Raw genomic sequence first — 25,055 nt, forward strand, 5'->3', positions numbered from 1 at the left:
CTTGATCCGGGATCCACCTTCTTCCTCTCCGAACCGAACGCAAATGGCTGCCGGGTCGCGGGAAAGCACCGCTCTTTCTCATCGCGAACGATGACCCTCGCTCACGGCGCCAGCACCGTATCCTGCGCCTTGGCCAGCGTCTTAGGATAGTCCGCCGTGTAATGCAGCCCGCGGCTTTCCTTGCGGTGCAGCGCGCAACGCACGATCAGGTCCGCCACCTCGATCAGGTTGCGCAGCTCGATCAGGTCGGCGGTCACGCGGAAATTGCCGTAATAGTCGGCCACCTCCTGCCGCAGCAGCGCGATCCGGTGGGCGGCGCGCTCCAGCCGCTTGGTGGTGCGCACGATGCCGACATAATCCCACATGAACCGGCGGATCTCGCGCCAGTTGTGCTGCACGATCACTTCCTCGTCCGAATCGGTCACGCGGCTGGCGTCCCACTCGCGGATCGGCTGCGGTTCCGGCAGCGCATCCCGGTTCGCCAGGATGTGCGCCGCCGCCGCCTCGCCGAACACGAAGCATTCGAGCAGCGAGTTCGACGCCAGCCGGTTCGCCCCGTGCAGCCCGCTTTCGGTGCATTCTCCCGCGGCATACAGGCCGGGCAGGTCGGTGCGCCCGTCCAGATCGATCACGATGCCGCCGCAGGTATAATGCTGCGCCGGCACCACCGGGATCGGGCCGGTGGTCATGTCGATCCCCAGCCCGATCAGCTTCTCGTATATGTTGGGGAAATGGCCGCGCACGAAGTCCGCCGGCATATGGCTGATGTCGAGATGCACATAATCGAGGCCGTAGCGCTTGATCTCGGAATCGATCGCCCGGGCCACCACGTCGCGCGGCGCCAGCTCCAGCCGCTCGTCGTAGAACTGCATGAAGCGCGTGCCCGTGGCGGGGTTGATCAGGTGCCCGCCCTCACCGCGCACCGCCTCGGTGATCAGGAAGTTCTTGACCTCCAGATTGTAAAGGCAGGTCGGGTGGAACTGCATGAATTCCATGTTCGAAACACGGCAGCCCGCGCGCCACGCCATCGCGATCCCGTCCCCGGTCGCGCCGCGCGGCGCAGTCGAATAGAGATAGGTACGGCCGGCCCCGCCCGTTGCCAGGACAGTGGCGCGCGCTGTGAACAGCTCCACCTTCCCCGTCGCGCGGTCCAGCGCATAGGCGCCCCAGACATGGCCCTCGCCCGAATAGCGCTTGCCGTGCCGTCCGGTGACGAGATCGACTGCGGCGTGATCGGGGATCAGCGTGATGTTGGGGTTGGCCGCCGCCGCCCGCTCCAGCGCCTGCTGCACCGCCCAGCCGGTGGCATCGTCGACATGCACGATCCGGCGGTGGCTGTGCCCGCCCTCGCGTGTCAGATGGAGAACGCCTTCGTCGGTGTTGAACGGCACCCCCAGCTCGCCAAGCCGCGCGATCGCATCGGGCGCGCGACCGACCACGAACTCGACCGTCTCGCGGTCGTTCAGCCCCGCGCCGGCCACCATAGTATCCTCGACATGGCTGGCGAATGTGTCGCCCGGCTCCAGCACTGCGGCGATGCCGCCCTGCGCCCACGCCGTCGATCCGTCGGACAAGGCCCCCTTGGCGATCACGCCCACCTTCAGGTGCGGCGCGAGATTGATCGCCGCGGTCAGCCCGGCCGCGCCGGATCCGATGATCAGCACATCGAACGAATTGCGATCGGTCACCGCTGTCTCTCCGGATCGCGATCAGGCAGCGGCGCGGGTGAGGCTGAGGAACACGTCTTCCAGGTCGGCCTCACGTGTCGAAACGTCGACGATCCCCAGCCCGTCGGCCTGTACCGCGGCCAGCACCTCACCCGCGTTCACCTTGTCCTTGGAATAGGTGATCACGATCGTGCGCGGCCCGGTCAGCTCGATCTTCTCGAAGCAGGGCGCGATCGGCGCGGCCGTCAGGTCGCGATCGACGGTCACTTCCACCGCCTTCTCCTGCGCCTTGGCAATCAGGCTGCGGGTCGGCTCGTTGGTCACCAGCCGGCCGTGGTTGATGATCGCGATGCGATCGCAAAGCTCCTCGGCCTCCTCCAGATAATGAGTGGTGAGGACGACGGTCACGCCATGCGCGTTCAATTCGCGGACATAGGCCCACAGCTGCTGGCGCAGCTCGATGTCCACGCCCGCGGTCGGCTCGTCGAGCACCAGTACCGGCGGCGCGTGCACCAGCGCCTTGGCAACCAGCAGCCGGCGCTTCATGCCGCCCGAAAGCGTGCGCGCATAGGCATCGGCCTTGTCGGACAGGTGGACCGCGGCCAGCAGTTCGGCGGTGCGGCGCTTGGCCTTGGGCACGCCCCACAGGCCGGCCTGGTTGTCCAAGGTCTCGGCCGGCGTGAAGAAAGGATCGAACAATATCTCCTGTGGTACGATCCCGATCGATGCCTTGGCGTTGCGCGGGTCGCGATCGATGTCGAATCCCCAGATCTCGGCGGTTCCGCTGGTCTTCTTCACCATCCCTGCAAGGATATTGATCAGCGTCGACTTGCCGGCGCCGTTCGGCCCCAGCAGCCCGAAGATCTGCCCGCGCGGCACGTCGATCGAAACGCCGTCCAGCGCGCGCTTGCCGGTCGCATAGGTCTTGCACAGATCGGTGATGCGGATCGCGACATCGGCGGGGGTGCTGGTCATCCGCCCGCTGTAGCGAGCCGCCGGGGCGCACGCAAAGGCGAGTCGTCAACCATGTCCGGCAAGGATCGCTTCACGCTTCTGCGCGATGCTTTCCGCCATGACCCGCCTGTCCGCCTCCCCCCGTTCGCGCCGCGCGCTCTGCGCCTCGGCCGCGCTCGCCTTCCTGCTCGCCGGCGTGATGCAGGGCGGTCAGGTCCATGCCACTCCGGTGGTGACCGCCGCCGATTGATCGCGGGCGGCCCGCTTGCTAGGGCGGACGGCATGATCGCACCGCCCGAAACCACCCGCGTCACCACCGCGCGCATCGCCTGCGACGGCGCCAGCGACATTCCCGGCGGTGCCGCGCTCGGCCATCCGCGCGTCTGGCTGCAGATCGACGAGACCGGCTATGTCGACTGCGGCTATTGCGATCGCCGCTTCATCCTGAAAGGCGGCCCCGCGGACGGCGCCCCCCAGGCCGATCTGCCAGCTCACGGGGATGGCGCGGGCCGCTGATCCCCCTATATTCGGGACATGACCGATCAGCCAGACCCCCGCAGCTTCCTCTATCGCGATGCCCTTGATCCCGATGCCGCGCTGCGCCTGACCGCAGATGCGCTGAAGGGCTGCGACGATGGCGAGCTGTTCCTGCAATATACGCGATCGGAAAGCTTCGGGTTCGACGATGGCCGGCTGAAGACCGCGGATTACAATACCCAGGCCGGTTTCGGCCTGCGCGGGCTTTCGGGCGAGACGACCGCCTTCGCTCACGCCAACGAGCTTTCGGAGGCCGCGATCCGCCGCGCGGCGGAAACGATGACGCTGCTCGATCCCGCCAAGGGCACGCGCGCTTCGCCGCCCCGCCGCACCAACAGCCGGCTCTATACGGCGGACGATCCGCTTGGCCCGATCCCGTTCGCGGCCAAGGTGGCGTTGTGCCAGCAGATCGACGCGGCCGCCCGCGCGCGTGATCCGCGGGTGGCGCAGGTCACGGTCGGCCTGTCCGGATCGTGGAGCGTGGTCGAGGTCGTCCGCCCCGATGGCTTCGTCGCCACCGACGTGCGCCCGCTCGTGCGGCTGAACGTGTCGATCGTGGTCGAGCAAAATGGCCGCCGCGAGAGCGGCTTCTTCGGCCTGGGCGGTCGTTACCTCTATGATACGCTGGTCCAGCCCGAAACCTGGAACCGCGCGATCGATGGGGCGCTGGCGCAGGCGCTGGTCAATCTCGATGCGGTCGCGGCGCCGGCGGGCGAGATGACGGTGGTCTGCGGCCCCGGCTGGCCGGGCGTACTGCTGCACGAAGCCGTCGGCCATGGGCTGGAAGGCGATTTCAACCGCAAGGGATCGTCGGCTTTCTCGGGCCGGATCGGCGAGCGGGTGGCGGCCCCCGGCGTCACCGTGGTCGACGACGGCACGATTCACGATCGCCGCGGCTCGCTGACGATCGACGACGAGGGCACGCCGACCAGCAGCACCACGTTGATCGAGGACGGCATCCTGAAGGGCTATATGCAGGATCGGCTCAACGCCCGGCTGATGGGTGTCGAGCCCACCGGCAATGGCCGGCGCGAAAGCTACGCCCATGCGCCGATGCCGCGAATGACCAACACCTTCATGCGCGGTGGCAACGATGATCCAGCCGAAATCCTCAGCCGGGTGAAGCGCGGCATCTTCGCAAAGTCGTTCGGCGGCGGCCAGGTGGATATCACCAGCGGCAAGTTCGTGTTCAGCTGCACCGAGGCCTATCTGATCGAGAACGGCAAGCTGGGCGCCCCGATCAAGGGCGCGACTCTGATCGGCGATGGCCCCACCGTGCTGACCCGCGTCACCGCGATCGGCAATGATTTCGCGCTGGACGAAGGGGTCGGCATCTGCGGCAAGGGCGGCCAGTCCGTCCCCGCCGGCGTCGGCCAGCCAACGCTGATGATCGAGGGGCTCACGGTCGGCGGGACGGCGGCTTGACGATCCCACGGACGGCGGTCGAACCTTGAACCTGGTCGAGATCGCCCGATTTCCCGATCGCATCCTGGGCGAACTGGCACGGGGGCGGCTGGCTGCCGACGGCATCGAGGCGGAGCTGTTCGATGAAGGCTTCGCGGCGCTAGGGCTGGGCGTGCTGGGATCGGTGCGGCTGATGGTGGGCGAGAATGACGCCGCAGCCGCCCGCCACGCGTTGGGCGCCGAATGATCACGGTAGCGACCTACAACATGCGCAAGGGTATCGGCACCGATCGGCGGCGCGATCCGGCCCGTGTGCTCGATGTATTGCGCGAGATCGACGCCGATATCGTCACGCTGCAGGAAGCCGACCGTCGCTTCGGCGCGCGCCTTTCCGCGCTGCCGCTCGACATGATCGAGCAGCTGACCAGCTATCGTCCGGTGGCGTTCGACATCCGCCCGGGCGGGATCGGCTGGCACGGAAATGCCATTCTCGTCCGCCGCACCGCCGAGGTGATCGAGCGCCGCCCGCTCGACCTGCCGGTGCTGGAGCCGCGTGGCGCGGTGATGGCGGATCTGCGCATCCATGGCCGCGAGCTGCGCGTGATCGGCATGCATCTCGACCTGTCCGGGATCTTCCGGCGGCGTCAGCTGCGCGCAGTGATCGGCCATGTCGAAGCGTGCGCACGGCCGATGCCGACCGTGATGATGGGCGATCTCAACGAATGGTCGCCGCACGGCGGATGCCTACGCGAGCTTGGCGGCTGGCGGATCGCCCACACCGGCAAAAGCTATCATAGCCGCCATCCGGTCGCCGCGCTCGATCGGATCGTTACCAGCAACGACGTCCATGTCGTTGCCAGCGGAGTCCATCGCACCGCGAAATCGGTACGGGCATCGGACCATCTGCCCGTTTGGGCGCGGATCGAACTGCCTAAAAACTAGGCATCCGTTCGCAGCTGCACAATCACTAGGCGAAACGACCCCTCGATTTCAGGCATTTCGCGAGCTTCTTGTGCAGTGCATCATCTGGCACGCCCCTTGCGACCCCATTCTCGGGCAGAAGCAGGGAGGCGGAATGAAACTCGTCATCGCCATCATCAAGCCGTTCAAACTGGACGAGGTGCGTGAAGCGCTCTCCGGGCTGGGCGTGCAGGGCATGACCGTCACCGAGGTCAAAGGCTTCGGACGGCAGAAGGGTCAGACCGAGATTTATCGGGGGGCCGAGTACAGCACGAACATGGTGCCGAAGATCAAGATCGAGGTCGTCGCCTCGAACGATCTCGCCGGCCGGGTCGTCGAAGCGATCCAGCAATCGGCCAATACCGGCGCGATTGGCGACGGGAAGATCTTCGTACTCGACGTCGGTCAGGCCGTGCGGATCCGCACCGGCGAAACCGACGACACGGCGCTCTGAGCGGAAAGGGGGAACCATGAAGCTTGCACACAAGATCGCGGGCGCGGGCGGGGCGATCGGCCTTGGCCTGTTCGCCGCGCTGCCCGCATGGGCACAGGAAGCTGCCGCACCGGCCGCCGCCGCGCCCGCGGCCCCGTTCACGCCGACCGCGGAGATGGTCAACAAGGGCGATGTCGCCTGGATGATCGTCGCCACCGCATTCGTGCTGATGATGTCCGTGCCCGCGCTCGCGCTGTTCTACGGCGGCCTGGTGCGCACCAAGAACATGCTGTCGGTGCTGATGCAGGTGCTGACCATCGTCTGCGTGGCATCGCTGGTCTGGTTCGGCTGGGGCTATTCGATGGCCTTCACCTCGACAGGCAGCCCATTCCCGTCCTTGTTCGGCGGCTTCGACAAGGCGTTCCTGAAGGGCGTCGACGTCACCACGCTCGCGGCGACCTTCTCCAACGGCGTCTATCTGCCCGAATATGTCTTCGTTATGTTCCAGATGACCTTCGCCTGCATCACGCCGGCGCTGATCGTCGGCGCATTCGCGGAACGGGTGAAATTCACGCCGCTGATCATCTTCACCGTGCTGTGGATGACGCTGGCCTATTTCCCGATCGCGCACATGGTCTGGTACTGGCCGGGCCCGGACTTCCTGAATGCCGCGCCGACCGACACCGGCCTGTTGTGGGGCTGGGGCGCGCTGGACTTCGCCGGCGGCACCGTGGTGCACATCAATGCGGGCGTCGCCGGCCTGATCGGCTGCATCATCATCGGCCCGCGGCTGGGCTACAAGAGCGAGCCGATGCCGCCCCACAGCCTGGTGATGACGATGATCGGCGCCTCGCTGCTGTGGATCGGCTGGTTCGGGTTCAACGCCGGATCCGGGCTGGAGGCCAACGCGTTCGGGGCGCTCGCCTTCATCAACACTTTCGTCGCCACCGCGGCGGCGGGCGTGGCCTGGGCCGTGATCGAACAGATCGTCCACAAGAAGCCGTCGCTGCTCGGCGCGGCCTCGGGTGTGGTCGCCGGTCTCGTCGCGATCACGCCGGCGGCAGGCTTCGCCCATCCCGGCACCGCGATCATCCTGGGTGCGGTCGCCTCGGCAGTCTGCTTCTTCTTCGTCACCACGGTGAAGAACAAGCTGAAATATGACGACACGCTCGATGTGTTCGGCATCCATGCGGTCGGCGGCATCATCGGCGCGATCGGCACCGGCATCGTCGCGGCGCCGCAGTTCGGCGGGCAGGGCTGGATCGACTATACCGCGCCTGTCGCCAAGGCCGGCGAGTATGATCTGGCCGGCCAGGTGATCACCCAGATCTGGGCGGTCGGCACCACCATCCTGTGGACCGGCTTGGTCAGCGCGGCGCTGTTCGTGGCGCTGAAATATACGATCGGCCTGCGCCCGAGCGCCGAGGTCGAGACCGAGGGCCTCGACATCAACGAGCATGGCGAGCGCGCCTACAACTACTGACCGGATCGGGATCGGGGCGGCACGCACCGCCCCGGCCCAGCGAGGTTCCTCCTGCGGACGACCTGGGGCCGGTGGATCATCCACCGGCCTTCTTTTGTCGTGCGAGACGACTGGCCGGACTGTGGATGCTATGAGGTACGCGCGCAGAAGGAGGCGGGGATGACGTTGACCGGCGGGTGCCAATGCGGTGCGATCCGCTATCGGATCAACGGCCAGCCGAAGCGCCATTCGCTCTGCCAGTGCCGCGATTGCCAGCGATCCGCCGGGGCCCCGATCGTGGGGTGGATCATGGTTTCCGCCGACCGCGTCGTGATCGAGGGCACGCCCGCCAGCTACAATTCATCCGGCGACGTGCTGCGACAATTCTGTCCGCGTTGCGGCACCGGCCTGTTCTATCGGAGCGAGAGCCTGTTCCCGGGTGCGATCGACATCGCATCCAGCACGCTGGACGAAGTCGACGCGATCCCGCCGAGCGAGATCATCCAGACGGCCGAAGCGCCGCGCTGGTTCGATGCGATCGCGACCCTGCCGCGCCACGCCCGTTTCCCACGGGACTGATTCCGTCAGGGCAGGACGTGCGCGATCGGCGAGAGGTCGTAGCCCGCCTGCTCAGCCTTGGCGCGGAGCGCAGCACCGTCCTCCGCACCGGCCCGCGCCAGCGCCCAGAGAAAAGTCGATCGAGTGCCCGATCGGCAGAAGGCCAGCACCGGCCCGTTCGCACGATCGAGCGCGGCGCGCATCGCATCGATCTGCACCGTGCCGAACCCATCATGCCCGACCGGGATAGCGTCATAGGAAAGCCCCGCCGCTTCCGCCGCCGCGGCGATCTCGACGCCCTCGGGCTGGCCCGGTTGCTCGCCATCGGGCCGATTGTTGATGATCGCGACGAAGCCCTGGCGCGCGGCTTCGGCCACGTCTGCGGGGGCGATCTGACCGGCTACCGAGATGCGGTCGTCGATCCTGCGAAAGCTCATGATCCAATCTCCGGATAGCGGGCGAGCGCGGCCGACACGCGCGCATCGCCCCGATAGCGCGCCTTGAGCGACACGGCGAGCGCATCGATGCCGGCACATGTTTCGGCGGCCGCGACGGCGATGTCCTTCGCGCGCGCCGGATCGTCGAACGAAGGCTCGCTGCGCCAGTGCTGGCAATCCTCATGACGCGCGACGAATTGCTGCACATCGGCGGGCAGGCGGGCCGCATTCGGATAGACCTGCAACTGCTGCGCATCGAACGGCTTAGGCGCTGGCAGCGACGTCGCCGACGCGCGGGGTGGCGGTATCGAGGGCGTCGATCGATCCCGAGCCGTCTGATCGTTGGCTACCGGCGTGGCATCCGGCTGCGGCGTGGTCTGGCCGGCCGGCGGGGCATCGCAGGCAGCGAGCGCCAGCAGCATCACCAGGATCCGTATCGTCATCGCGCGTCCCTCAAAACCTGCAGGAATGCGTCACCGAACGCTTCAAGCTTGCGCGCGCCGACGCCGGAGATCTGGCCCAGCCCGTGCAGCGTCTCGGGGCGATGCGCCGCCATTTCGCGCAACGTCGAATCGTGGAAGATCACATAAGGAGGCACCCCCGCTTTCTGCGCCAGTTCGCGGCGGCGGGCCCGCAATGCATCGAACAGCGGATCATGGGCATGCTCGACCCCGTCCGAACCACGGCGGCGGCGCTCGCGGCGCGGTGGCAGCACGATCGCCAGCGGCTCCTCCCCCTTCAAAATCGGCTTGGCGCCCGGGCCGAAGAACAGGCCGCCATGATCATCCGTCCGCAGCGCATCTCGGGCCATCAGCGCGCGGGCGACCGGCTTGATCATCCGCAGTTCGGCCTCGTCCGCAATACCGAACACCGACAGCCGATGGTGGCCCTGGCCGATAACCTTGTCGGTCTCGCGGCCGGCCAGCACATCGGTCAGATGGCCGATGCCGAAGCGCATTTCCGTTCGAAACGCGGCGGAAAGCAGCTTCTGCGCAGCCTGGGTGGCATCCACGGTGGCCGGCGGGTTCAGGCAATTGTCGCAATTGCCGCAGGCGGGCGGCGGATCCTCGCCGAAATGGGCGAGCAGCACCGCACGCCGGCACCCCGCCGTTTCCACCAGCCCGGCCAGCGACGCCAGCCGCTGGCGCTCCCCGGCGCGGCGAGCAGGTTCGACCTCCGTCTCGATCCGCTGGCGGGCGCGCGCGAAATCCTCCGCGCCCCAGAACAGCTGGGCGATCGCGGGATCACCGTCACGCCCGGCGCGCCCGGTTTCCTGATAATAGGCCTCGATCGACTTGGGCAGGCCGGCATGCGCGACGAAGCGGACATCGGGCTTGTCGATGCCCATGCCGAAAGCGATGGTGGCGACCATCACCATATCCTCGGACGAGACGAACGCGCGCTGGCCAGCAGCGCGGAATGCGGGGTCGAGCCCGGCATGATAGGCGCGGGTCGGCCGGCCGGTGGCGGCAGCCAGTGCCGCGGCGATCTTCTCGGTGGCGGCGCGGCTCGGCGCGTAGACGATGCCGGGGCCCGGCGTCGCCCGCACCAGATCGGCAAGCTGGCCGGGCAGCCCATCGCGCGGAGCGATCGCATAGCGGATGTTGGGCCGGTCGAACCCGGCCAGCACGAGTCCGTCCTCGGGAATGTCGAGCTGGGCGAGGATGTCGGCCCGCGTATGGCGGTCGGCGGTCGCCGTCAGCGCCAGCCGTGGAATTTCCGCATGATCGTCCAGCAGGCCGCGCAGCAGCCGATAATCGGGGCGGAAATCATGCCCCCATTCGGACACGCAATGCGCCTCGTCGATCGCAATCAACGACAGCGACACGCGATCCACCAGCCTTCGAAAGCCGTCCTGCGAAGCGCGCTCGGGCGCGACGTAGAGAAGATCGAGTTCGCCGTCTCGAAAACGCCGGATGGTCTCGTCGCGATCGGCATCGGCGGAGGTCAATGCGGCGGCGCGGATGCCGGCCGCCTCCGCGGCGCGCACCTGATCGTGCATCAGCGCGATCAGCGGCGAGATCACGAGCCCGGTGCCGGCCCGTGCCAGCGCCGGCACCTGATAGCAGAGCGACTTGCCGGCGCCGGTGGGCATCACCGCCAGCGTGCGCTGCCCGGCCATCACCCGATCGACGACCTCGCGCTGCCGACCGCGGAAATCCGCGAAGCCGAAGGTGCTGTGCAGGATATCGATCGGATCGGCCATGGCGCCGGTTAGCGCGGGATGGGCCTGCGCGTCGAGTGTACCAGGATGGCACGATGGCGAATTCCGCGGTTTTGCAAGCCCCGATGCTGGCCCGCGGGGCAGCCGGGCCGCGCCTTGTTGAATTGGGCGCGTCCTTGCGCCGGTTCGATGAGGGGACATCAGATGTTCAACACAGGTTTCGGGCGCCTGCTCGGCGCAGCCCTGGCCGCGACGACCATCCTGGCAGGGGCAAGCGCTGCCAGCGCCGCCGATTTCAGCTTCGACCTGACCGGTGCCGTCGCCGATGGCAGCGGCGGCAGCTTCGTGATCGGCACCGACACGTACCAGTTCTTCTCGCTGCCGCTGAGCGGCTTCACCCCGTTCACGCTCAACAGCGGCGATACCGTCACGCTGACCGGGTTGCTGGACGGGCTACTGACGGTGCCCGCGTCGGGCGAGCAGCTGTTCGCGATCAACCTGCTCGGGATCGATGAAACCGACTTCGACAACGATCCCACCAACGACGTCACCAAATCGCTCGACGGATCGATGACCTTCACCGATGGAGATCTCGCCGGCCAGACGTTCGGCGGGTCGTGCAGCAACTGCCTGGCCAACATCAGCGGCCGGATACCGGGCGACGCCTTCTCCTTCTCCGCCTTCACCTATAATTCGACCGTGACGCTGTCGGCACCGTACGAGATCACGGCGATCACGTTCAGCTATCAGCTGCGCGATGCGGTGACGGCAGTGCCCGAACCGGCCAGTTGGGCGCTGCTGATCGGCGGCTTCGGCGTCAGCGGCGCCGCGCTGCGCCGCAGCCGGAAGCCATTGCGCGCGCTGGCCTGACGGAGGACGAGCGGGAACGGCCGGGCGGGGCGGGGCCCCGTCCGGTCACTCGGCCGCCAGCGCCTCCTGCTTTTCGAACAGCTGGCGCATCCACATCTCGGCATAAAGACCGCCATGGGCGAGCAGCTGCGCATGGGTGCCGCGTTCGACCACGCGGCCGCCGTCCAGCACCGCGATCTGCTCGGCATTGACGACGGTCGACAGGCGATGCGCGATGACGATCGTGGTCCGGCGCTGGGCGACCCGTTCCAGGGTCGCCTGGATCTCGGCCTCGGTCCGGCTGTCGAGCGCGCTGGTCGCTTCGTCCAGGATCAGCACCGGCGGATCCTTCAGCAAGGTCCGCGCGATGGCCACGCGCTGCTTCTCGCCACCGGAAAGCTTCAGGCCGCGCTCGCCGACGCGGGTGGCGTAGCCCTGCGGAAGGCTCATGATGAAATCATGGATCGCGGCACCGCGGGCTGCCGCCTCGATCTCGTCCTGGCCGGCACCGTCGCGGCCATAGCCGATATTGTAACCGATCGTGTCGTTGAACAGCACCGTATCCTGCGGCACGATCCCGATCTGGCGCCGCAGCGAGGCCTGGCTGACGGTGGAGATATCCTGGCCGTCGATCAGCACGCGTCCGCCGGTAGCATCGTAGAAGCGGAACAGCAGCCGGGCCAGCGTGGATTTGCCGGCGCCCGAAGGACCGACCACGGCCAGCGTGTGCCCGGCCGGGATCTGCAGATCGATGCCATGCAGGATCGGTCGTTCCGGATCATAGGCGAAGCGGACATCCTCGAACCGAACGGTGCCGCCGGCGATGTTCAATGCGGGTGCACCGGGCACGTCCTTCACTTCGGCCGGGGTATCGACCAGCGAAAACATCGCTTCCATGTCGATCAGCCCCTGCCGGATCTCGCGATACACCATGCCCAGCATGTCGAGCGGGCGGAAGAGTTGCGCCAGCAGCGTGTTGACGAGCACGACATCGCCGGTGGTGAACAAGCCCCGGCTCCACCCCCAGACGCTGTAGCCCATTGCGCCGGCCATCATCAGGTTCGTGATCAGCGACTGGCCGATATTCAGCGCGGCCAGCGAGGATTCGATCCGCACCGTCGCGTTCGTCAGCTTGGCGACCGCTTCGCCATATCGTCGCTGCTCGATCTCCTCGGCGCTGAAATATTTGACGGTCTCGTAGTTCAGCAGCGAATCGATCGCGCGCTGGGTGGCCTGCGAATCATGTTCGGCCCATTCGCGGCGTACCCCGATCCGCCATTCCGTCACGCGCCGCGTGAAGATGATGTAGACTGCGACCATCGCCAGCGTCGCAGCGACCAGACCCCAGCCGAACTTGACGAAGAAGATCACGCAGACCGCCGCGAGTTCGAGCACCGTCGGCGCGATCGAAAACAGCAGGAAATAGAGCATCGAATCGATGCTCTTGGTGCCGCGCTCGACCACGCGCGTCAGCGCGCCGGTGCGGCGTTCGAGATGATAGCGCAGCGACAGCGCGTGCAGATGAGTGAAGACCTGCATCGCCAGCCGGCGCGCCGCATCCTGCCCGACCCGTTCGAACACGGCGTTGCGCAGATTATCGAAGAGCACACCGCCGAAGCGCGCGCCGGCGTAGGCAACGACCAGTGCGATCGCCAGCATGACCGCAGGCTCGCCGCCCGGGCTCATCCGGTCGATCGCGGCCTTGTAGGCGAACGGCATTGTGAGCACCGCGGCCTTTGCCAGCAGCACCAGCAGCAAAGCACCCACGATGCTGATCTTCAGGTCACGTCGACCGGCAGGCCACAGATAGGGCAGGAAACGGCGAAGTGTGTGCCAGCCCTGGTCCGGATTGGCGGTTTCGGTAGGGCGATCAGGCGGCATGCGATTGCCTAGATAGGAGATCGCGCGCGCCATGCCAGCAAAGTATCGCGAATGTGCTGGCCGTCACTTTGGAACGGGTCATCGCAGTTTACGTTTTGGTCATGAAGGGAGAGCGGCGATGGGTCCGGTCTATTTCGTGATGGCGATCCTGGGGTGCGGCGATGCCGAGACGGCATGCCAGCAGGTCCGCGTCGTGCCGACCACTTATGCCAGCGCCGACGCCTGTGCCGCCGCGTCGGCCAGCATGCTAGTCGCCAACAGCGACATCGCCTTCCCGGTCGTGATGAGCCAGTGCCGCACGGCGAACCCGACTGCGGCGGCCGATGCCGGAGCAGCGCAGCCTAAGGGCTGATCGCAGAAATCAAAATATGCTGGATGATTAGTGGCCGGTCACAACCCAGTGGGGGTGGGTTGCAACCGGCTCTAACCGGCCGGCGGGCGAGGTTCGTGGGGGCGAACCCAACAACCCGAACCGGCCTGCTGCCGATGCCACCTCGCACCCGTTTCAGCCTGCGGGACCAGAACCGCCGACCGACAAGATGCTGAGGCCGCGACCCCGGCAGGCAGCGACGAAAGAGTTCCGCCGTTGCGTCTGCAACTGGGTCGGCCAGTGCGCCGGACTTAGCCAGAGTGTGACCGTTTTTTCACCGTGACATGGCTGAATCGCGCGCTTCTTGAAGGCGAAATCGGTCCTGCTCCGGGATGGATGACAGCGCCCGGAAGGCGCGCTATCGTGGTGCGGCCTCGCGGTCGGGGCGGGGAGCGCGGTGAGTCCGCGATGGAGCAGGCCGGATGGCCGATATGTCAGCGGCGGAGCATCAGGATCCCGATCCGGCGCGGATCGCCGATGAGCTCGCCACGATCTACGCGGGGCCGGAATTCGCGCGGGCACCGACCATGCGCCGGTTGCTCGATTATCTTATCGCAGAGACCCGCGCCGGCCATGGCGATCAGTTGAAAGCCTATGCGGTTGCAGTAGATGGGCTGGGCCGCGACCCCGATTTCGATGCGCAGGGTGACAGCTATCCGCGCGTTCAGGTCGGTCGGCTGCGCAAGATGCTGGATCGGCATTACGCAGCCTCGCCGCCGCGCAACGGCATCCGCATCGCGATTCCCGCCGGGCGCTACCGAGTTCATTTCGATGCACCCGCCGATCCGATCGCGGAGATCGATCAGATCGAGGCCGAGCCGAACCCGCGACGCCGCACATGGCTGCCGGCGCTTATCCTGGCGACGCTCCTGCTCGTGGGGGCGGCGGCCGCGATCTGGACGTTCCGCGGTTCCGATTCGACGGATCCTCCGCTGGTCGACTATCGCCCGATTAGAGCGATCACCGGCCAGGCGATGCTGGCGGACGCAGTGGACTCGATCCTGCTGGATGGGCTGCGCCGCAGTTGGCTGGTGCGCCTTGGCGGTGCCGCCGAGACGCGGCGATCGGACACGCCCGACTATCGTCTGATCGGCGAGCTGACCGCCACGCCGATGCTGCGCCTGCGGCTGATGCGGCTCGATCCGGAAGAGCTGGTGTGGACGGGGCAGGTGCAGCTGCCGTCGGGCGCGGACGACGCCGCGATCCGGAATGCACTGGCGCCGCTGATCGCGGAACTGATCCAGCCCTATGGCGTGTTCGCCAGCCGCGAGCGGGCGAACTTCGGCAATGCGCTGCCGACGGGGTATGGCTGCCTGCTGGGCTTCGATCGTTACCGGCGCGAGCGCAGCGCGGAGCGCCATACCGCTATCAGCCGCTGCCTCGATCGCACGATCGCCGCCAACCCCAACGATGCTGTTGCGTTGGCCGATGCCGCCTTCATGCCGATCGATGCGCAGATCTTCGGTTATCGCGGGACCGGCGAGCCGCCCGGCCCACGCGCGCTGGAACTGGCGCGTCGGGCAGTCGCTGCGGATCCGCTGCGCGCGCGGGCGCACTATATGCTGGCGCGTGCATTGTTGTTCACCGGCCAGTGCCCGGCGGCGGTACGGTCGGGCCTTCGCGGCGTATCGCTGAGCCCCTATGATCCGGACCTGATGGCGGCGGTCGGCGTCTACATGGTGAATTGCGGCGACCCGCGGGCCGAGACGCTGCTGCTGCGCGCGATCACGCTCGATCCGGGAGCGCCCGCGCATTTCTTCTCGCCGCTCGCCTATCTTGCGCTGGAGCGCGGTGATATCCCTGCTGCGCGCCGCGCCGCCGACGCGATGGTGACGACCGGGGGCGACAGCAGCATACACGATGTGACGCGCGCGGTCGTCTATGCCGCTGCGGGAGACATGGTCGCGGCCCGCCGGGCTTGGCAACTGGTTCGCACCACTTCACCCAAACTGGCGGCCGACCCCGAACGCGGGCTCGTGCGCTTCATGCTCGCACCGCGCCTCCGCCGGATCGCGATCGCGGAACTGCGCAAGGCTGGGCTGGTCCCGTCGCAGCCACGCTCCGTCCAAGCGGCCGATCACGGCTGAACCCTTGGTGCTGCCGCTCGTTCAGCGGCCATTCCAAGGAGTTGCGACACGATGGCCCTCGACGAACCCATGATCCATCAGGATGCCCTGCCCGGCGACGAGAGCCGGCTGGATCCGAGCCCCGAATGGCAGCCGCGCTACCCAGGATCGGGCCGGCTGGACGGCAAGGTGGCACTGATCACCGGTGGCGATTCGGGGATCGGCCGCGCCGTCGCCGCGCTCTACGCGCGGGAGGGTGCCGACGTGGCGATCATCTATCTCAACGAGGATGACGATGCGCACCAGACCGCGAAGATCGTGACGATCGAGGGTCGGCGCGCGATCACGATCGCCGGCGATATCGGGGACAAGTCGTTCTGCGAGCGCGCGGTGGCCGAGACCGTCGAGAAGCTCGGCCGCCTCGACATCCTCGTCAACAATGCCGGCGAACAGCATCCCGACAAGGACATCGTCGATATCGACGAGGCGCAGCTGAAGCGCACCTTCCAGACCAACGTGTTCGGCATGTTCTACATGACCCAGGCCGCGCGCCCGCATCTGGGCAAGGGCAGCGCGATCGTAAATTGCACCTCGATCACCATGTACCAGGGATCGAAGGAACTGATCGACTATTCGAGCACCAAGGGTGCGATCACGGCGTTCACCCGTTCGCTGTCCGAACAGCTGGTTGGCGAGGGGATCCGGGTCAATGCGGTCGCGCCGGGACCGATCTGGACGCCGCTGAACCCGTTCGGGGGTGCCACGCCTGAAAAGCTGGAGACGTTCGGGGAGGGTACGCCGATGGGTCGCCCCGGCCAGCCCAACGAGGTCGCGCCCGCCTTCCTGTTCCTGGCCTGTGAGGATTCCAGCTACATGTCCGGCCAGGTGCTGCATCCAAACGGCGGCACGATCGTCAACGGCTGACGATCGAACGGAAAGCGGTTAGACGGTCTGCCCCTGCAGCAGCAGGGGCAGCGCGCCGCTCTCGCCCCGCGCTTCCGCCATGAAGCGTTCCTTGAGCGGCGCAACCCGTTGTACGAGGCCCAGCCCCAGGCGGCGCACTGCGGCAGGCGCGCGACCGGGCAGGCCGAACAGCCGCGTCAGCGTATCGGTGGCGGCGGCGACCAGGAAGGTATCGAGCGAGCGCCAGCGGCGATAACGGTCGAGCAGCTGGGCATCGCCGAGATCGAGGCCTAGCCGCTTGCCGTCGACCAGCACCTCCACCAGCGCGGCAACGTCGCGGAATCCCAGGTTCAGGCCCTGGCCCGCGATCGGATGGATACCGTGGGCGGCATCCCCGACCAGCGCCAGCCGTTCCGCCGTGATCGTCGCGGCATGATGGAAGCCGAGCGGATAGCGTGCGCGGGGGCTGCACGGCTCGATCGCGCCGAGCAAGCCGCCCATCCGCGCGCGTGCCTCCGCCGCGAAGGCGCGATCGGGCAATGCCTGCAGCGCAGCACCGTCGCGCGCGGCCACCGTCCAGACGATCGCCGACCGATGGTGGCCCGCCGCGTCGTCGCGCAGCGGCAGGATCGCGAACGGCCCGGCCGGATAGAAGATCTCGTGTGCGACGCCGTCATGCGGACGTTCGTGGATCAACGAGCCGATGATCGCTTCATGATCGTAGCGCCAGCGTGCCAGCTTGATCCCGGCCGCCTCCCGCGTCGGTGAATGACGCCCCTCCGCCGCGATCAGCAGCGGCGCAGCGATCACCCGGCCGTCACCCAGCGAGACCCGCACACCGGCCGGATCGCGTTCCACGGCAGCGGCACGCGCGGGCATGTGGAGCGTGACGCCGGGCGCCGCGAGCGCCGCGTCTCGAAGCGCGGCACGCAACTGGCGATTCTCGAACATGTGGCCCAGCGCGCCATCGTCCGGTGCGGGTTCGAACAGCAGAGCCTGTGGCGTCAGGCCATCACTGACCCGGATAGTGGCGATCGGCTGGCCCCGCCCGGCAAGGCGATCGGCGATCCCGACCGCACCGAGCATCCGCCGTGATGCGCTGGCAACTGCCGATGCGCGTCCGTCGAAGCCGGCGGCCAGCTGGGTCGCCGGATCGGCCGGATCGATCACGGTCGCCGTAAGCCCGTGCGCATCGAGCGCGATGGCAAGCGTCAGGCCGACCAGCCCGCCGCCCAGGATGATGACATCGGAACGGTCCATCGGGTTGATGTAGCGCGCGCGCAACAGGACGGCCAGCCATCGTTCTGATGCGCCCGACCGATCGGCACGCGCATGGACTTGTAGGAACATTTGCGGCACGAACAGGGGCTGGGCTGACGGGGGCTGACGTCATGGCGACGCAATTTGCGATGGGGCGCGACGTGGCGCGGGCGATGGCGCTGCGCAGCGGTTCGATCCTAGGGGCGCTGGCGCTGCTGGCATTGGCGCTGGCGATCGGATTCGCGCTGGCCAGCTACCACGCCAGCGATCCTTCGCTGAACACCGCGGCGGGCGGGCCCGCGCTCAACGCGCTCGGCCTGCCGGGCGCCTGGCTGGCCGATCTGCTGTTCAGCCTGTTCGGCTTCGGCGCGGTCCTGCTGCCGCCGGTGGCGCTGATCGCGGGCATTCGCATGTGGCGCGGGCTGATGGTCGGCCGCTGGAAGCGCGGGCTGCTGCTGGCGGTGCTGGGGATGACCGTGCTGGGTGCGGCGCTGACGCTGTATCGTGGCGGCGCGGTCAGCGGCATGCCGGCCGGCTGGGGCGGGCTGGCCGGGCTTGGGATCGCCGGAGCGATCGACGCGGCCCTTGGCCTCGCGGGCGATCCCGCGCTGGTGCGCGCGCTACGTCTGGTGCTGATGATCCTGCTGGCCGCGGTCGGGATCGGCCTGTGGGTCTGGGGGCTCGAGCTGGATGCGGGCGAGCGCGCCTGGCTGTTCCGCCGGCCCCGATTCGCGCGGCGCAATGCCTTTGTCGGCGGCGATGCCGAAGCCGGTAGCGAGGATGCCCAGTCGCCGAAGCCCGTAAGTCCGCGAATGCCGCGGGCTGCGGCCGAGCGGCGCGTGACGATTGCGGTGGAGGAACGGACCCCGCCCACCATCACCACGCCGACGCCCAACGCCGCCCCGCCGCGCCGTCCGGTGGAGCGCCAGACCAAGCTCGATCTGCGCGATACCTATCAGCTGCCGTCGATCGACCTGCTGAAGGAAGCGCCGCCGGCGAGCGGCCAGACGATCGACCGCGCCGGGCTGGAGCGCAACGCCCGCCTGCTGGAAACCGTACTCGACGATTTCAACGTGAAGGGCCGGATCACCGAGATCCGCCCCGGCCCCGTCGTCACCATGTACGAGCTGGAACCGGCGGCCGGGATCAAGGCCAGCCGCGTGATCCAGCTGGCGGATGATATCGCGCGCAACATGTCGGCCTTGTCGGCACGCGTGGCGACGATACCGGGGCGCAGTGTGATCGGCATCGAGCTGCCGAACCCGGTGCGCCAGGCGGTCGTCCTGTCCGAACTGGTGGGCAGCGACGCGTTCGACGATCAATCGGGCGCGCTGCCGCTGATCCTGGGCAAGAATATCGCAGGCGATCCGGTGATCGCCGATCTCGCGCCGATGCCGCACCTGCTCGTGGCTGGGACCACCGGATCGGGCAAGTCGGTCGGCCTGAACTGCATGATCCTGTCGCTGCTCTACCGGCTGACACCCGACCAGTGCCGGATGATCATGATCGACCCCAAGATGCTGGAGCTGAGCATCTACGACGACATCCCCCATCTTCTGTCGCCGGTGGTGACCGAGCCTGCAAAGGCGATCCGCGCATTGAAATGGGCGGTGGAGCAGATGGAGGAGCGCTACCGGATGATGGCGTCGGTCGGCGTGCGCGGCCTGGCCTCGTTCAACGAGAAGGTGAAGACCGCCAAGGCCAAGGGCACCCCGCTCGGCCGCAAGGTGCAGACCGGATATGACGCCGAGACCGGCCAGCCGATCTACGAAGAAGAACAGCTGGAATATGACGTGCTGCCGCAGATCGTGGTGGTCGTCGACGAACTTGCCGACCTGATGATGACCGCCGGCAAGGAAGTCGAATTCCTGATCCAGCGGCTGGCTCAGAAGGCGCGCGCGGCGGGCATTCACCTGATCATGGCGACGCAGCGTCCCTCGGTCGACGTCATCACCGGCGTGATCAAGGCGAACCTGCCGACGCGGATCAGCTTCCATGTGACCAGCAAGATCGATTCGCGCACCATCCTGGGCGAACAGGGCGCCGAACAGCTGCTGGGGAAGGGCGACATGCTGTACATGCCGGGCGGCAAGCAGATCGCCCGCGTGCATGGGCCGTTCGTCTCCGACGACGAGGTGCGCGCGGTGGCCGATCATTGGCGCGGCCAGGGCACGCCCGATTATATCAAGGCCGTGACCGAAGAGCCCGAGGATGGCGGCTTCGCGCTGGAAGGCGCCCCTACCGGGCCCGACGACCCCGAGACGCAGACCTACCGCAAGGCGATCCAGCTGGTGGTGGAGAATCGCAAGGCATCGACCAGCTGGCTGCAGCGCCAGCTGCGCGTCGGCTACAACTCGGCCGCACGTTTGATCGAGCGGATGGAAAAGGACGGCATCATCTCCAGCCCCGACCATGTCGGCCGCCGCGAAGTGTTGATCGAGATCGAGGAGATGTCGCGCTATCTTGGGTGATCGGGAGAATTGGGGTTCAGAAGTCGTTCAAGCGCGTCGCGGCACCTGCCGCATCATGACTGACAGGAAATTGAACCCCATGCCTCGTTTTGCACCGGCCGCAATCGCGCTTTCGATCGCATTGCCCGCCACCGCCGCCACTCCGCTCGATCAGGTGCAGGCGCATCTGCGGGCCACTACTTCGATGACGGCTGATTTCGTGCAGACCGACCGGGCCGGCAAGTCTGTGACAGGCACGCTCAGCCTGAAGCGTCCGGGCAAGGTGCGTTTCCAGTATCAGAAGGGCGTGCCGCTGCTGATCGTCGGTGATGGCAAGGCACTAACCATGATCGACTATTCGGTGAAGCAGGTTTCGCGCTGGCCGATCGGCGGTTCGCCGCTTTCGGTGCTGATCGATCCCAGCAAGGATATTTCGAAGGTCGCCAGGATCGTGCCGGGCGGCGTAGCGGGGCAACTGCTGCTGGAAGCGCGCGACCCGAAGCATCCCGAGTTCGGGACGATCACGATCGCATTCCGCCAATCCCCGTCCGCCCCCGGCGGGCTTTTGATGCAGGGTTGGACCACGCTGGACGCGCAGGGCAACCGATCCGCGGTGCGCCTTTCCGATCATCGATTCAACGTGCCGATATCCGATCAGACGTTCCGCTGGAGCGACCCGCGCCCCCGCAGCAACAATCGCTGACGATATCGTTCATCCGAGCGACAGGTAAGCATCGCTAGAAGCAGACTCGTGGTTGCGGCAAAACGCGCCGGTCGGGATTTCCCCCTGTTGCCCGACAGGCCGCGCAACCCACCAGCGTGACGAACGCTAGGTCGGCCCTCGTTCCATGCCCCCGGAGCGAGGGCCTTTCCTTGTTCGTGACCCCTGCGGGGGCAGGCCCCCCCTTGCTTGCTGCCTCGCAAAGCTCGGGCGCGCCGTCGCGCTTGCGGGCGTTCGGCCCGTTTGAGGGGTCGGGGGTGATCCGGACGTGTCTGGCTGGCATCGGCACGGGCGGATCGCTACATCGCGCGGCATGCCGCTGAAGATCGCTTCCTGGAACATCAACTCGGTTCGCGCACGGATCGATATCGTCGCACGCTTCCTGACCGAGGAAGCGCCCGATATCCTGTGCCTGCAGGAAACCAAGGTGGTAGACGGCACCTTCCCGCGTGCTGCCTTCGACGCCCTCGGCTATACGCATCAGATCCTTCACGGGCAGAAGATGCATCACGGCGTCGCGATCCTCAGCCGCGTGCCGATCGAGGCGGACGACCGGCTGGACTGGCAGGCGAATGGCGAGGCCCGCCATGTCGGCGTGCGGCTGCCGAACGGGGTGCGGCTGGAGAATGTCTATGTGCCCGCTGGCGGGGACATTCCCGATCGTACGCTGAACCCGAAATTCGGGCAAAAGCTCGATTTCCTGGAGCGCATGATCGACTGGTCGGCGACGCTGCAGCACTCCACCATCCTGGTCGGTGATTTCAACATCGCGCCGCTGGAATGCGATGTCTGGAGCCACAAGCAGCTGATCGACGTCGTCAGCCATACGCCGATCGAGGTGGAGACGCTGGCGCGGCTGCAAGCGGCGCATGGCTGGATCGATCTTGGCCGGCGCTTCATTCCCGCGCCCGAGCGCTGCTTTACCTGGTGGAGCTACCGCGCGATCGATTGGGCGGCATCGGATCGCGGGCGAAGGCTGGATCATATGTGGGCGAGCCCGGCGCTTGCCGACAGCGCCGTCGCGCACCGCGTGTGTGAGCCGTGCCGCGGCTGGCTGAAGCCTTCCGATCATGTGCCGCTGGTGACGGAGTTCGCCTTTTGAGCGATCCGCGCGCCGCCGCCCGGGCGATCGATGCGATCCGGCGCGGCTGGCCGATCGCGATCGAGGACGGGGGGGCCACGCTCACCCTGTTGCCGATCGAGACGGCCGACGAGGCCGCGCTCGCCGCATTCGATCCGGTAGCGACGGCCACGCTGCTGATTTCGGCCGGGCGCGCCGAGACGCTGAAGCTGAGCAACCAGCGCGACGCCGCGGAGCCCGACGCCCCGGTGATGATCGCGCGCGCGCCGTGGATCGATCTGCCCGCCGCGATCGCGATCGCCGATCCGCAGCTGGACCTGGCGACGCCGCTGAAAGGGCCGTTCCGGGCGATGGCCTGTGCGAGCGGCCCTGCGGCAGCAGCGCTGCGGCTGGCCAGGATCGCGGGGGTGCTGCCCGCCTTCTTCGCGGGTGGCGCATCGAGCGAGCTGACCATCACGCCAGCGGATATCGACGCCCACGAGGATCCGGCGCGGCTGCGAATCGCGACGCGCGCGCGGTTGCCCGTGGCACGCGCCGAGCATGCCGAGATCGTGGCGTTCCGCGCCGATCATGGTGGCGAGGACCATGTCGCGTTGTTGATCGGGCGGCCCGATGGCGGCGCGCCGCTGGTAAGGCTGCATAGCGAATGCCTGACCGGAGACGTGCTCGGCAGCCTGAAGTGCGACTGCGGGCCGCAGCTGGATGCCGCGCTGGCCGCGATCAGCGCCAGCGGCTGGGGAATCCTGCTCTATCTGCGGCAGGAGGGGCGCGGGATCGGGCTGGTCAACAAGCTGCGCGCCTATCAATTGCAGGATCAGGGCTTCGATACGGTCGATGCGAATCGGCGGCTGGGGTTCGCAATCGATGCGCGCGATTTTGGCGTGGCCGCGCGAATGCTGGCGCTGCTGGGCCAGGACCGGGTGCGGTTGCTGACCAACAATCCGGCCAAGGTTGCGGGGCTCGAGCGTGCGGGAATTGCTGTGGTGGACCGGGTGCCGCACAGTCTGCCCGCGAACCCCCACAATATCGACTATCTTGCCACGAAGCGCGATCGCACCGGACATCTGCTGTGATCCACGTCGATACCGCCACCGGCCTGCTGACTGCCGACGGGGTATCGATCCGCTGCGAGATCGGGCGCGGCGGGGCCGTGCCGGCTGCGGACAAGCGGGAGGGCGACGGCGCCACGCCGATCGGGCGCTGGCCGCTGCGCGCCGTGCTGCTGCGGGCCGATCGAGTGGGCCGACCGGCGGGCCTGCGGTTGCCGTGGCGCTGGATCCGGCGCGACGACGGCTGGTGCGATGATCCCGCCGACCCGGCCTATAACCGGCCGGTGCGACATCCCTATCCGGCATCGGCCGAGCGGTTGTGGCGCGCGGACGGGCTGTATGACGTCATCGTGGTGCTGGGGCATAACGACTCGCCGGTGGTGCCGGGAGCCGGCAGCGCGATCTTCCTCCACTGCCTGGAGGGCCGGCCGACCGCCGGCTGCGTTGCGATCGATCGGGCGGCGCTGCTGGCGCTTGTCGCCCAGGCCGAACCGGACGAGGTGCTGACGATCAGCTGATCAGTGCGGCGATTGTCTCGAAATCCGGGGCGATATCATGCACCCCGAGCGCGCGAAGCCGGGCGGCGTGATCGGGCGGGCAATGGCTGCCGGCGCAGAAGCCGATGACATGCGCGCCGGAGGCGACCGCGCCTTCCGCGCCGACCGGCGAATCCTCGATGATGACGGCACGGGCGATAGGTATGCCGAGCGCTTGCGCGGCGTGAAGATAGATGTCCGGCGCCGGCTTCCCGCGCGCGACATGTTCGCGCCCGCTGAAGATGCGGCCTGCGAAGCGATCGAGCAGACCGATATGAGCCAGGTGGGTCTCGATCCAGTGGGTGCTGCTGGACGAGACGATCGCGATCGGCACTGCGGGCGGCAGCGCGTGTACGAACGCGACCGCGCCGGCGACCGGATCGATACCATCGGCCAGCACGCGCTGATTCTCGATCTCGCGCGCGGCATGGAAATCTTCGGGCAACGGCCGGCCGATCGCGCGCTCGATCGCTGTGATGAAGGCCGGGCCGGCCAACCCCATGAACTGCGCCATCGCCTGATCGGCCGAGGTCGGATGACCGATGCCGGTCAAATAATCGGCGACATGACGATTGCCCGTGGCTTCGCTGTCGATCAGAACGCCATCGAAATCGAACAGGATCGCGGCAAACCTCAACCGCGTTCACCGAACAGCGCGGTGCCGATCCGGACTTGAGTCGCGCCCAGCATCACCGCAGTTTCGAAATCGCCCGACATACCCATGCTGAGACCTTGCAAACCGTGCCGCTTCGCAAGCTTTGCAAGCAGCGCGAAATAGGGCGCCGCCTCGGTATCCGCAGGCGGCACGCACATCAGTCCGGCGATCGGCAACGCTGCCGCTTGGGCATCGGCGATCAATGCGGGCAAGGCATCGATCGCACAGCCGCCCTTTTGTGCTTCGTCACCGATATTGACCTGGAGAAAGCAATCCGGCCGACGGTCCTGTGCGGCCATCGCCTGCGCGAGCGCCCCGACCAGCGACGGGCGATCGACCGAATGGATCGCATCGAACAGTGCGACCGCGGCATCGGCCTTGTTCGATTGCAACTGGCCGACCAGATGCAGGCGAATCCCGGGTGTGGACTCACGCAGCGCAGGCCATTTCCCTTGCGCTTCCTGCACGCGGTTTTCGCCGAAGCTGCGGTGGCCGGCGGCGATCAGCGGCACGATCGCCTCCGCCGGTTGGGTCTTGGAGATCGCGATCAGCTCGACTGCGGCTGGATCACGACGGGCGGGCCGGGCGGCGTGAGCAATGGCGGCACGCACGGCTTCAAGGCGGCTCGCAGCGGTTTCGGGATCGGGCATCGCGGCTC

General features: G+C 67.4%; 26 protein-coding genes. 17 read left to right on the plus strand and 9 right to left on the minus strand.

What is annotated here, in order from left to right:
* Positions 1 to 101: 101 nt before the first annotated feature.
* On the minus strand, positions 102 to 1,688 hold the full coding sequence (gene nadB, locus ABC347_RS13170; RefSeq protein WP_413246174.1) for an L-aspartate oxidase: 1,587 nt from the start codon (positions 1,686 to 1,688) through the stop codon (positions 102 to 104).
* Between the two features lie 21 nt (positions 1,689 to 1,709).
* Positions 1,710 to 2,642 carry an ABC transporter ATP-binding protein gene (locus ABC347_RS13175; protein ID WP_413246175.1) on the minus strand — a complete coding sequence of 311 codons (933 nt, stop codon included), beginning with the start codon at positions 2,640 to 2,642 and terminating at the stop codon, positions 1,710 to 1,712.
* 97 nt (positions 2,643 to 2,739) lie between these two features.
* Here ABC347_RS13175 and ABC347_RS13180 point away from each other — a divergent pair, with 97 nt between their 5' ends.
* The 8 genes from ABC347_RS13180 to ABC347_RS13215 all read left to right on the plus strand — a co-directional run bounded on the left by ABC347_RS13180 (position 2,740) and on the right by ABC347_RS13215 (position 7,996).
* Positions 2,740 to 2,871, plus strand: a complete 132-nt coding sequence (locus ABC347_RS13180; RefSeq protein WP_413246176.1) for a hypothetical protein — start codon at positions 2,740 to 2,742, stop codon at positions 2,869 to 2,871.
* Between the two features lie 32 nt (positions 2,872 to 2,903).
* Positions 2,904 to 3,137: a zinc-finger domain-containing protein gene (locus tag ABC347_RS13185; protein WP_413246177.1), complete on the plus strand. Its 234-nt coding sequence runs from the start codon at positions 2,904 to 2,906 to the stop codon at positions 3,135 to 3,137.
* Between the two features lie 18 nt (positions 3,138 to 3,155).
* Complete coding sequence (gene tldD / locus ABC347_RS13190) at positions 3,156 to 4,583, plus strand: metalloprotease TldD (RefSeq protein ID WP_413246178.1); 1,428 nt, start codon at positions 3,156 to 3,158, stop codon at positions 4,581 to 4,583.
* A gap of 25 nt (positions 4,584 to 4,608) precedes the next feature.
* Positions 4,609 to 4,809, plus strand: coding sequence for a putative signal transducing protein (locus ABC347_RS13195; protein ID WP_413246179.1), 201 nt, complete (start codon positions 4,609 to 4,611; stop codon positions 4,807 to 4,809).
* Positions 4,806 to 5,504 carry an endonuclease/exonuclease/phosphatase family protein gene (locus ABC347_RS13200; RefSeq protein WP_413246180.1) on the plus strand — a complete coding sequence of 233 codons (699 nt, stop codon included), beginning with the start codon at positions 4,806 to 4,808 and terminating at the stop codon, positions 5,502 to 5,504. The genes ABC347_RS13195 and ABC347_RS13200 overlap by 4 nt, the downstream gene beginning before the upstream one ends.
* Positions 5,505 to 5,637: 133 nt before the next feature.
* Positions 5,638 to 5,976: a P-II family nitrogen regulator gene (locus tag ABC347_RS13205; protein ID WP_413246181.1), complete on the plus strand. Its 339-nt coding sequence runs from the start codon at positions 5,638 to 5,640 to the stop codon at positions 5,974 to 5,976.
* 16 nt (positions 5,977 to 5,992) lie between these two features.
* On the plus strand, positions 5,993 to 7,438 hold the full coding sequence (locus ABC347_RS13210; RefSeq protein ID WP_413246182.1) for an ammonium transporter: 1,446 nt from the start codon (positions 5,993 to 5,995) through the stop codon (positions 7,436 to 7,438).
* A 159-nt stretch (positions 7,439 to 7,597) separates the two neighbouring features.
* Positions 7,598 to 7,996 (plus strand): GFA family protein, encoded by a 399-nt coding sequence (locus ABC347_RS13215; protein ID WP_413246183.1) that lies wholly within the window; start codon positions 7,598 to 7,600, stop codon positions 7,994 to 7,996.
* 5 nt (positions 7,997 to 8,001) lie between these two features.
* Here the strand turns inward: ABC347_RS13215 and ABC347_RS13220 are convergent, their stop codons facing one another.
* The 3 genes from ABC347_RS13220 to recQ are packed head-to-tail and all read right to left on the minus strand — an operon-like array spanning position 8,002 to position 10,618.
* Positions 8,002 to 8,412, minus strand: coding sequence for a protein tyrosine phosphatase family protein (locus ABC347_RS13220; RefSeq protein ID WP_413246184.1), 411 nt, complete (start codon positions 8,410 to 8,412; stop codon positions 8,002 to 8,004).
* The gene (locus ABC347_RS13225; protein WP_413246185.1) at positions 8,409 to 8,855 is read right to left on the minus strand and encodes a hypothetical protein; all 447 of its coding nucleotides are present in this window, start codon (positions 8,853 to 8,855) and stop codon (positions 8,409 to 8,411) included. The genes ABC347_RS13220 and ABC347_RS13225 overlap by 4 nt, the downstream gene beginning before the upstream one ends.
* Positions 8,852 to 10,618, minus strand: coding sequence for a DNA helicase RecQ (recQ, locus tag ABC347_RS13230; protein ID WP_413246186.1), 1,767 nt, complete (start codon positions 10,616 to 10,618; stop codon positions 8,852 to 8,854). The genes ABC347_RS13225 and recQ overlap by 4 nt, the downstream gene beginning before the upstream one ends.
* A gap of 162 nt (positions 10,619 to 10,780) precedes the next feature.
* On the opposite strand from recQ, the gene ABC347_RS13235 reads away from it, so the two are divergent.
* Positions 10,781 to 11,446 carry a PEPxxWA-CTERM sorting domain-containing protein gene (locus ABC347_RS13235; protein ID WP_413246187.1) on the plus strand — a complete coding sequence of 222 codons (666 nt, stop codon included), beginning with the start codon at positions 10,781 to 10,783 and terminating at the stop codon, positions 11,444 to 11,446.
* 45 nt (positions 11,447 to 11,491) lie between these two features.
* Here ABC347_RS13235 and ABC347_RS13240 read toward each other — a convergent pair whose 3' ends face one another.
* A complete protein-coding gene (locus ABC347_RS13240) occupies positions 11,492 to 13,306 on the minus strand; it encodes an ABCB family ABC transporter ATP-binding protein/permease (RefSeq protein ID WP_413247064.1) in 1,815 nt (604 codons plus the stop codon).
* Positions 13,307 to 13,424: 118 nt separating this feature from the next.
* Between ABC347_RS13240 and ABC347_RS13245 the strand changes: the two genes are divergently transcribed.
* The 3 genes from ABC347_RS13245 to ABC347_RS13255 all read left to right on the plus strand — a co-directional run bounded on the left by ABC347_RS13245 (position 13,425) and on the right by ABC347_RS13255 (position 16,666).
* On the plus strand, positions 13,425 to 13,658 hold the full coding sequence (locus ABC347_RS13245; protein WP_413246188.1) for a hypothetical protein: 234 nt from the start codon (positions 13,425 to 13,427) through the stop codon (positions 13,656 to 13,658).
* 440 nt (positions 13,659 to 14,098) lie between these two features.
* Entirely contained in the window at positions 14,099 to 15,763 is a 1,665-nt protein-coding gene (locus ABC347_RS13250; protein WP_413246190.1) for a tetratricopeptide repeat protein, read from the plus strand.
* A 51-nt stretch (positions 15,764 to 15,814) separates the two neighbouring features.
* A complete protein-coding gene (locus tag ABC347_RS13255; RefSeq protein ID WP_413246191.1) occupies positions 15,815 to 16,666 on the plus strand; it encodes an SDR family oxidoreductase in 852 nt (283 codons plus the stop codon).
* 18 nt (positions 16,667 to 16,684) lie between these two features.
* On the opposite strand, the gene ABC347_RS13260 is transcribed toward ABC347_RS13255, so the two are convergent.
* Positions 16,685 to 17,905, minus strand: a complete 1,221-nt coding sequence (locus ABC347_RS13260; RefSeq protein WP_413246192.1) for an FAD-dependent monooxygenase — start codon at positions 17,903 to 17,905, stop codon at positions 16,685 to 16,687.
* Positions 17,906 to 18,036: 131 nt separating this feature from the next.
* Between ABC347_RS13260 and ABC347_RS13265 the strand changes: the two genes are divergently transcribed.
* The 5 genes from ABC347_RS13265 to ABC347_RS13285 all read left to right on the plus strand — a co-directional run bounded on the left by ABC347_RS13265 (position 18,037) and on the right by ABC347_RS13285 (position 23,724).
* Positions 18,037 to 20,376, plus strand: a complete 2,340-nt coding sequence (locus tag ABC347_RS13265; RefSeq protein WP_413246193.1) for an FtsK/SpoIIIE family DNA translocase — start codon at positions 18,037 to 18,039, stop codon at positions 20,374 to 20,376.
* A 79-nt stretch (positions 20,377 to 20,455) separates the two neighbouring features.
* Positions 20,456 to 21,058, plus strand: a complete 603-nt coding sequence (locus tag ABC347_RS13270; RefSeq protein ID WP_413246194.1) for a LolA family protein — start codon at positions 20,456 to 20,458, stop codon at positions 21,056 to 21,058.
* A gap of 331 nt (positions 21,059 to 21,389) precedes the next feature.
* A complete protein-coding gene (locus ABC347_RS13275) occupies positions 21,390 to 22,178 on the plus strand; it encodes an exodeoxyribonuclease III (protein ID WP_413246195.1) in 789 nt (262 codons plus the stop codon).
* Positions 22,175 to 23,230: a GTP cyclohydrolase II gene (gene ribA / locus ABC347_RS13280; protein ID WP_413246196.1), complete on the plus strand. Its 1,056-nt coding sequence runs from the start codon at positions 22,175 to 22,177 to the stop codon at positions 23,228 to 23,230. The genes ABC347_RS13275 and ribA overlap by 4 nt, the downstream gene beginning before the upstream one ends.
* Positions 23,227 to 23,724, plus strand: a complete 498-nt coding sequence (locus tag ABC347_RS13285; protein WP_413246197.1) for a L,D-transpeptidase family protein — start codon at positions 23,227 to 23,229, stop codon at positions 23,722 to 23,724. Before ribA ends, ABC347_RS13285 begins: the two co-directional genes overlap by 4 nt.
* Here ABC347_RS13285 and ABC347_RS13290 read toward each other — a convergent pair.
* Positions 23,717 to 24,379, minus strand: coding sequence for an HAD family hydrolase (locus ABC347_RS13290; protein ID WP_413246199.1), 663 nt, complete (start codon positions 24,377 to 24,379; stop codon positions 23,717 to 23,719). The two genes, ABC347_RS13285 and ABC347_RS13290, sit on opposite strands and share 8 nt — an antisense overlap.
* On the minus strand, positions 24,376 to 25,047 hold the full coding sequence (locus tag ABC347_RS13295; protein ID WP_413246200.1) for a YggS family pyridoxal phosphate-dependent enzyme: 672 nt from the start codon (positions 25,045 to 25,047) through the stop codon (positions 24,376 to 24,378). The genes ABC347_RS13290 and ABC347_RS13295 overlap by 4 nt, the downstream gene beginning before the upstream one ends.
* Positions 25,048 to 25,055: the final 8 nt, after the last annotated feature.

Origin of the sequence: Sphingomonas canaveralia (genome assembly GCF_047238125.1) — a bacterium.
In the GTDB taxonomy this organism is placed as follows: Bacteria; Pseudomonadota; Alphaproteobacteria; order Sphingomonadales; family Sphingomonadaceae; genus JBDFMH01.

Coding starts and splice junctions, on each gene's coding strand:
- ABC347_RS13210 (WP_413246182.1), top strand. CDS start 5,993: ATGAAGCTTGCACACAAGATCGCGGGCGCGGGCGGGGCGATCGGCCTT.
- tldD (WP_413246178.1), top strand. CDS start 3,156: ATGACCGATCAGCCAGACCCCCGCAGCTTCCTCTATCGCGATGCCCTT.
- ABC347_RS13220 (WP_413246184.1), bottom strand. CDS start 8,412: ATGAGCTTTCGCAGGATCGACGACCGCATCTCGGTAGCCGGTCAGATC.
- ABC347_RS13250 (WP_413246190.1), top strand. CDS start 14,099: ATGGCCGATATGTCAGCGGCGGAGCATCAGGATCCCGATCCGGCGCGG.
- ABC347_RS13245 (WP_413246188.1), top strand. CDS start 13,425: ATGGGTCCGGTCTATTTCGTGATGGCGATCCTGGGGTGCGGCGATGCC.
- ABC347_RS13240 (WP_413247064.1), bottom strand. CDS start 13,306: ATGCCGCCTGATCGCCCTACCGAAACCGCCAATCCGGACCAGGGCTGG.
- ABC347_RS13255 (WP_413246191.1), top strand. CDS start 15,815: ATGGCCCTCGACGAACCCATGATCCATCAGGATGCCCTGCCCGGCGAC.
- ABC347_RS13205 (WP_413246181.1), top strand. CDS start 5,638: ATGAAACTCGTCATCGCCATCATCAAGCCGTTCAAACTGGACGAGGTG.
- ABC347_RS13185 (WP_413246177.1), top strand. CDS start 2,904: ATGATCGCACCGCCCGAAACCACCCGCGTCACCACCGCGCGCATCGCC.
- ABC347_RS13175 (WP_413246175.1), bottom strand. CDS start 2,642: ATGACCAGCACCCCCGCCGATGTCGCGATCCGCATCACCGATCTGTGC.
- ABC347_RS13235 (WP_413246187.1), top strand. CDS start 10,781: ATGTTCAACACAGGTTTCGGGCGCCTGCTCGGCGCAGCCCTGGCCGCG.
- ABC347_RS13265 (WP_413246193.1), top strand. CDS start 18,037: ATGGCGACGCAATTTGCGATGGGGCGCGACGTGGCGCGGGCGATGGCG.
- ABC347_RS13180 (WP_413246176.1), top strand. CDS start 2,740: ATGACCCGCCTGTCCGCCTCCCCCCGTTCGCGCCGCGCGCTCTGCGCC.
- ABC347_RS13295 (WP_413246200.1), bottom strand. CDS start 25,047: ATGCCCGATCCCGAAACCGCTGCGAGCCGCCTTGAAGCCGTGCGTGCC.
- ABC347_RS13270 (WP_413246194.1), top strand. CDS start 20,456: ATGCCTCGTTTTGCACCGGCCGCAATCGCGCTTTCGATCGCATTGCCC.
- ABC347_RS13225 (WP_413246185.1), bottom strand. CDS start 8,855: ATGACGATACGGATCCTGGTGATGCTGCTGGCGCTCGCTGCCTGCGAT.
- ABC347_RS13215 (WP_413246183.1), top strand. CDS start 7,598: ATGACGTTGACCGGCGGGTGCCAATGCGGTGCGATCCGCTATCGGATC.
- ABC347_RS13275 (WP_413246195.1), top strand. CDS start 21,390: ATGCCGCTGAAGATCGCTTCCTGGAACATCAACTCGGTTCGCGCACGG.
- ABC347_RS13260 (WP_413246192.1), bottom strand. CDS start 17,905: ATGGACCGTTCCGATGTCATCATCCTGGGCGGCGGGCTGGTCGGCCTG.
- ABC347_RS13200 (WP_413246180.1), top strand. CDS start 4,806: ATGATCACGGTAGCGACCTACAACATGCGCAAGGGTATCGGCACCGAT.
- recQ (WP_413246186.1), bottom strand. CDS start 10,618: ATGGCCGATCCGATCGATATCCTGCACAGCACCTTCGGCTTCGCGGAT.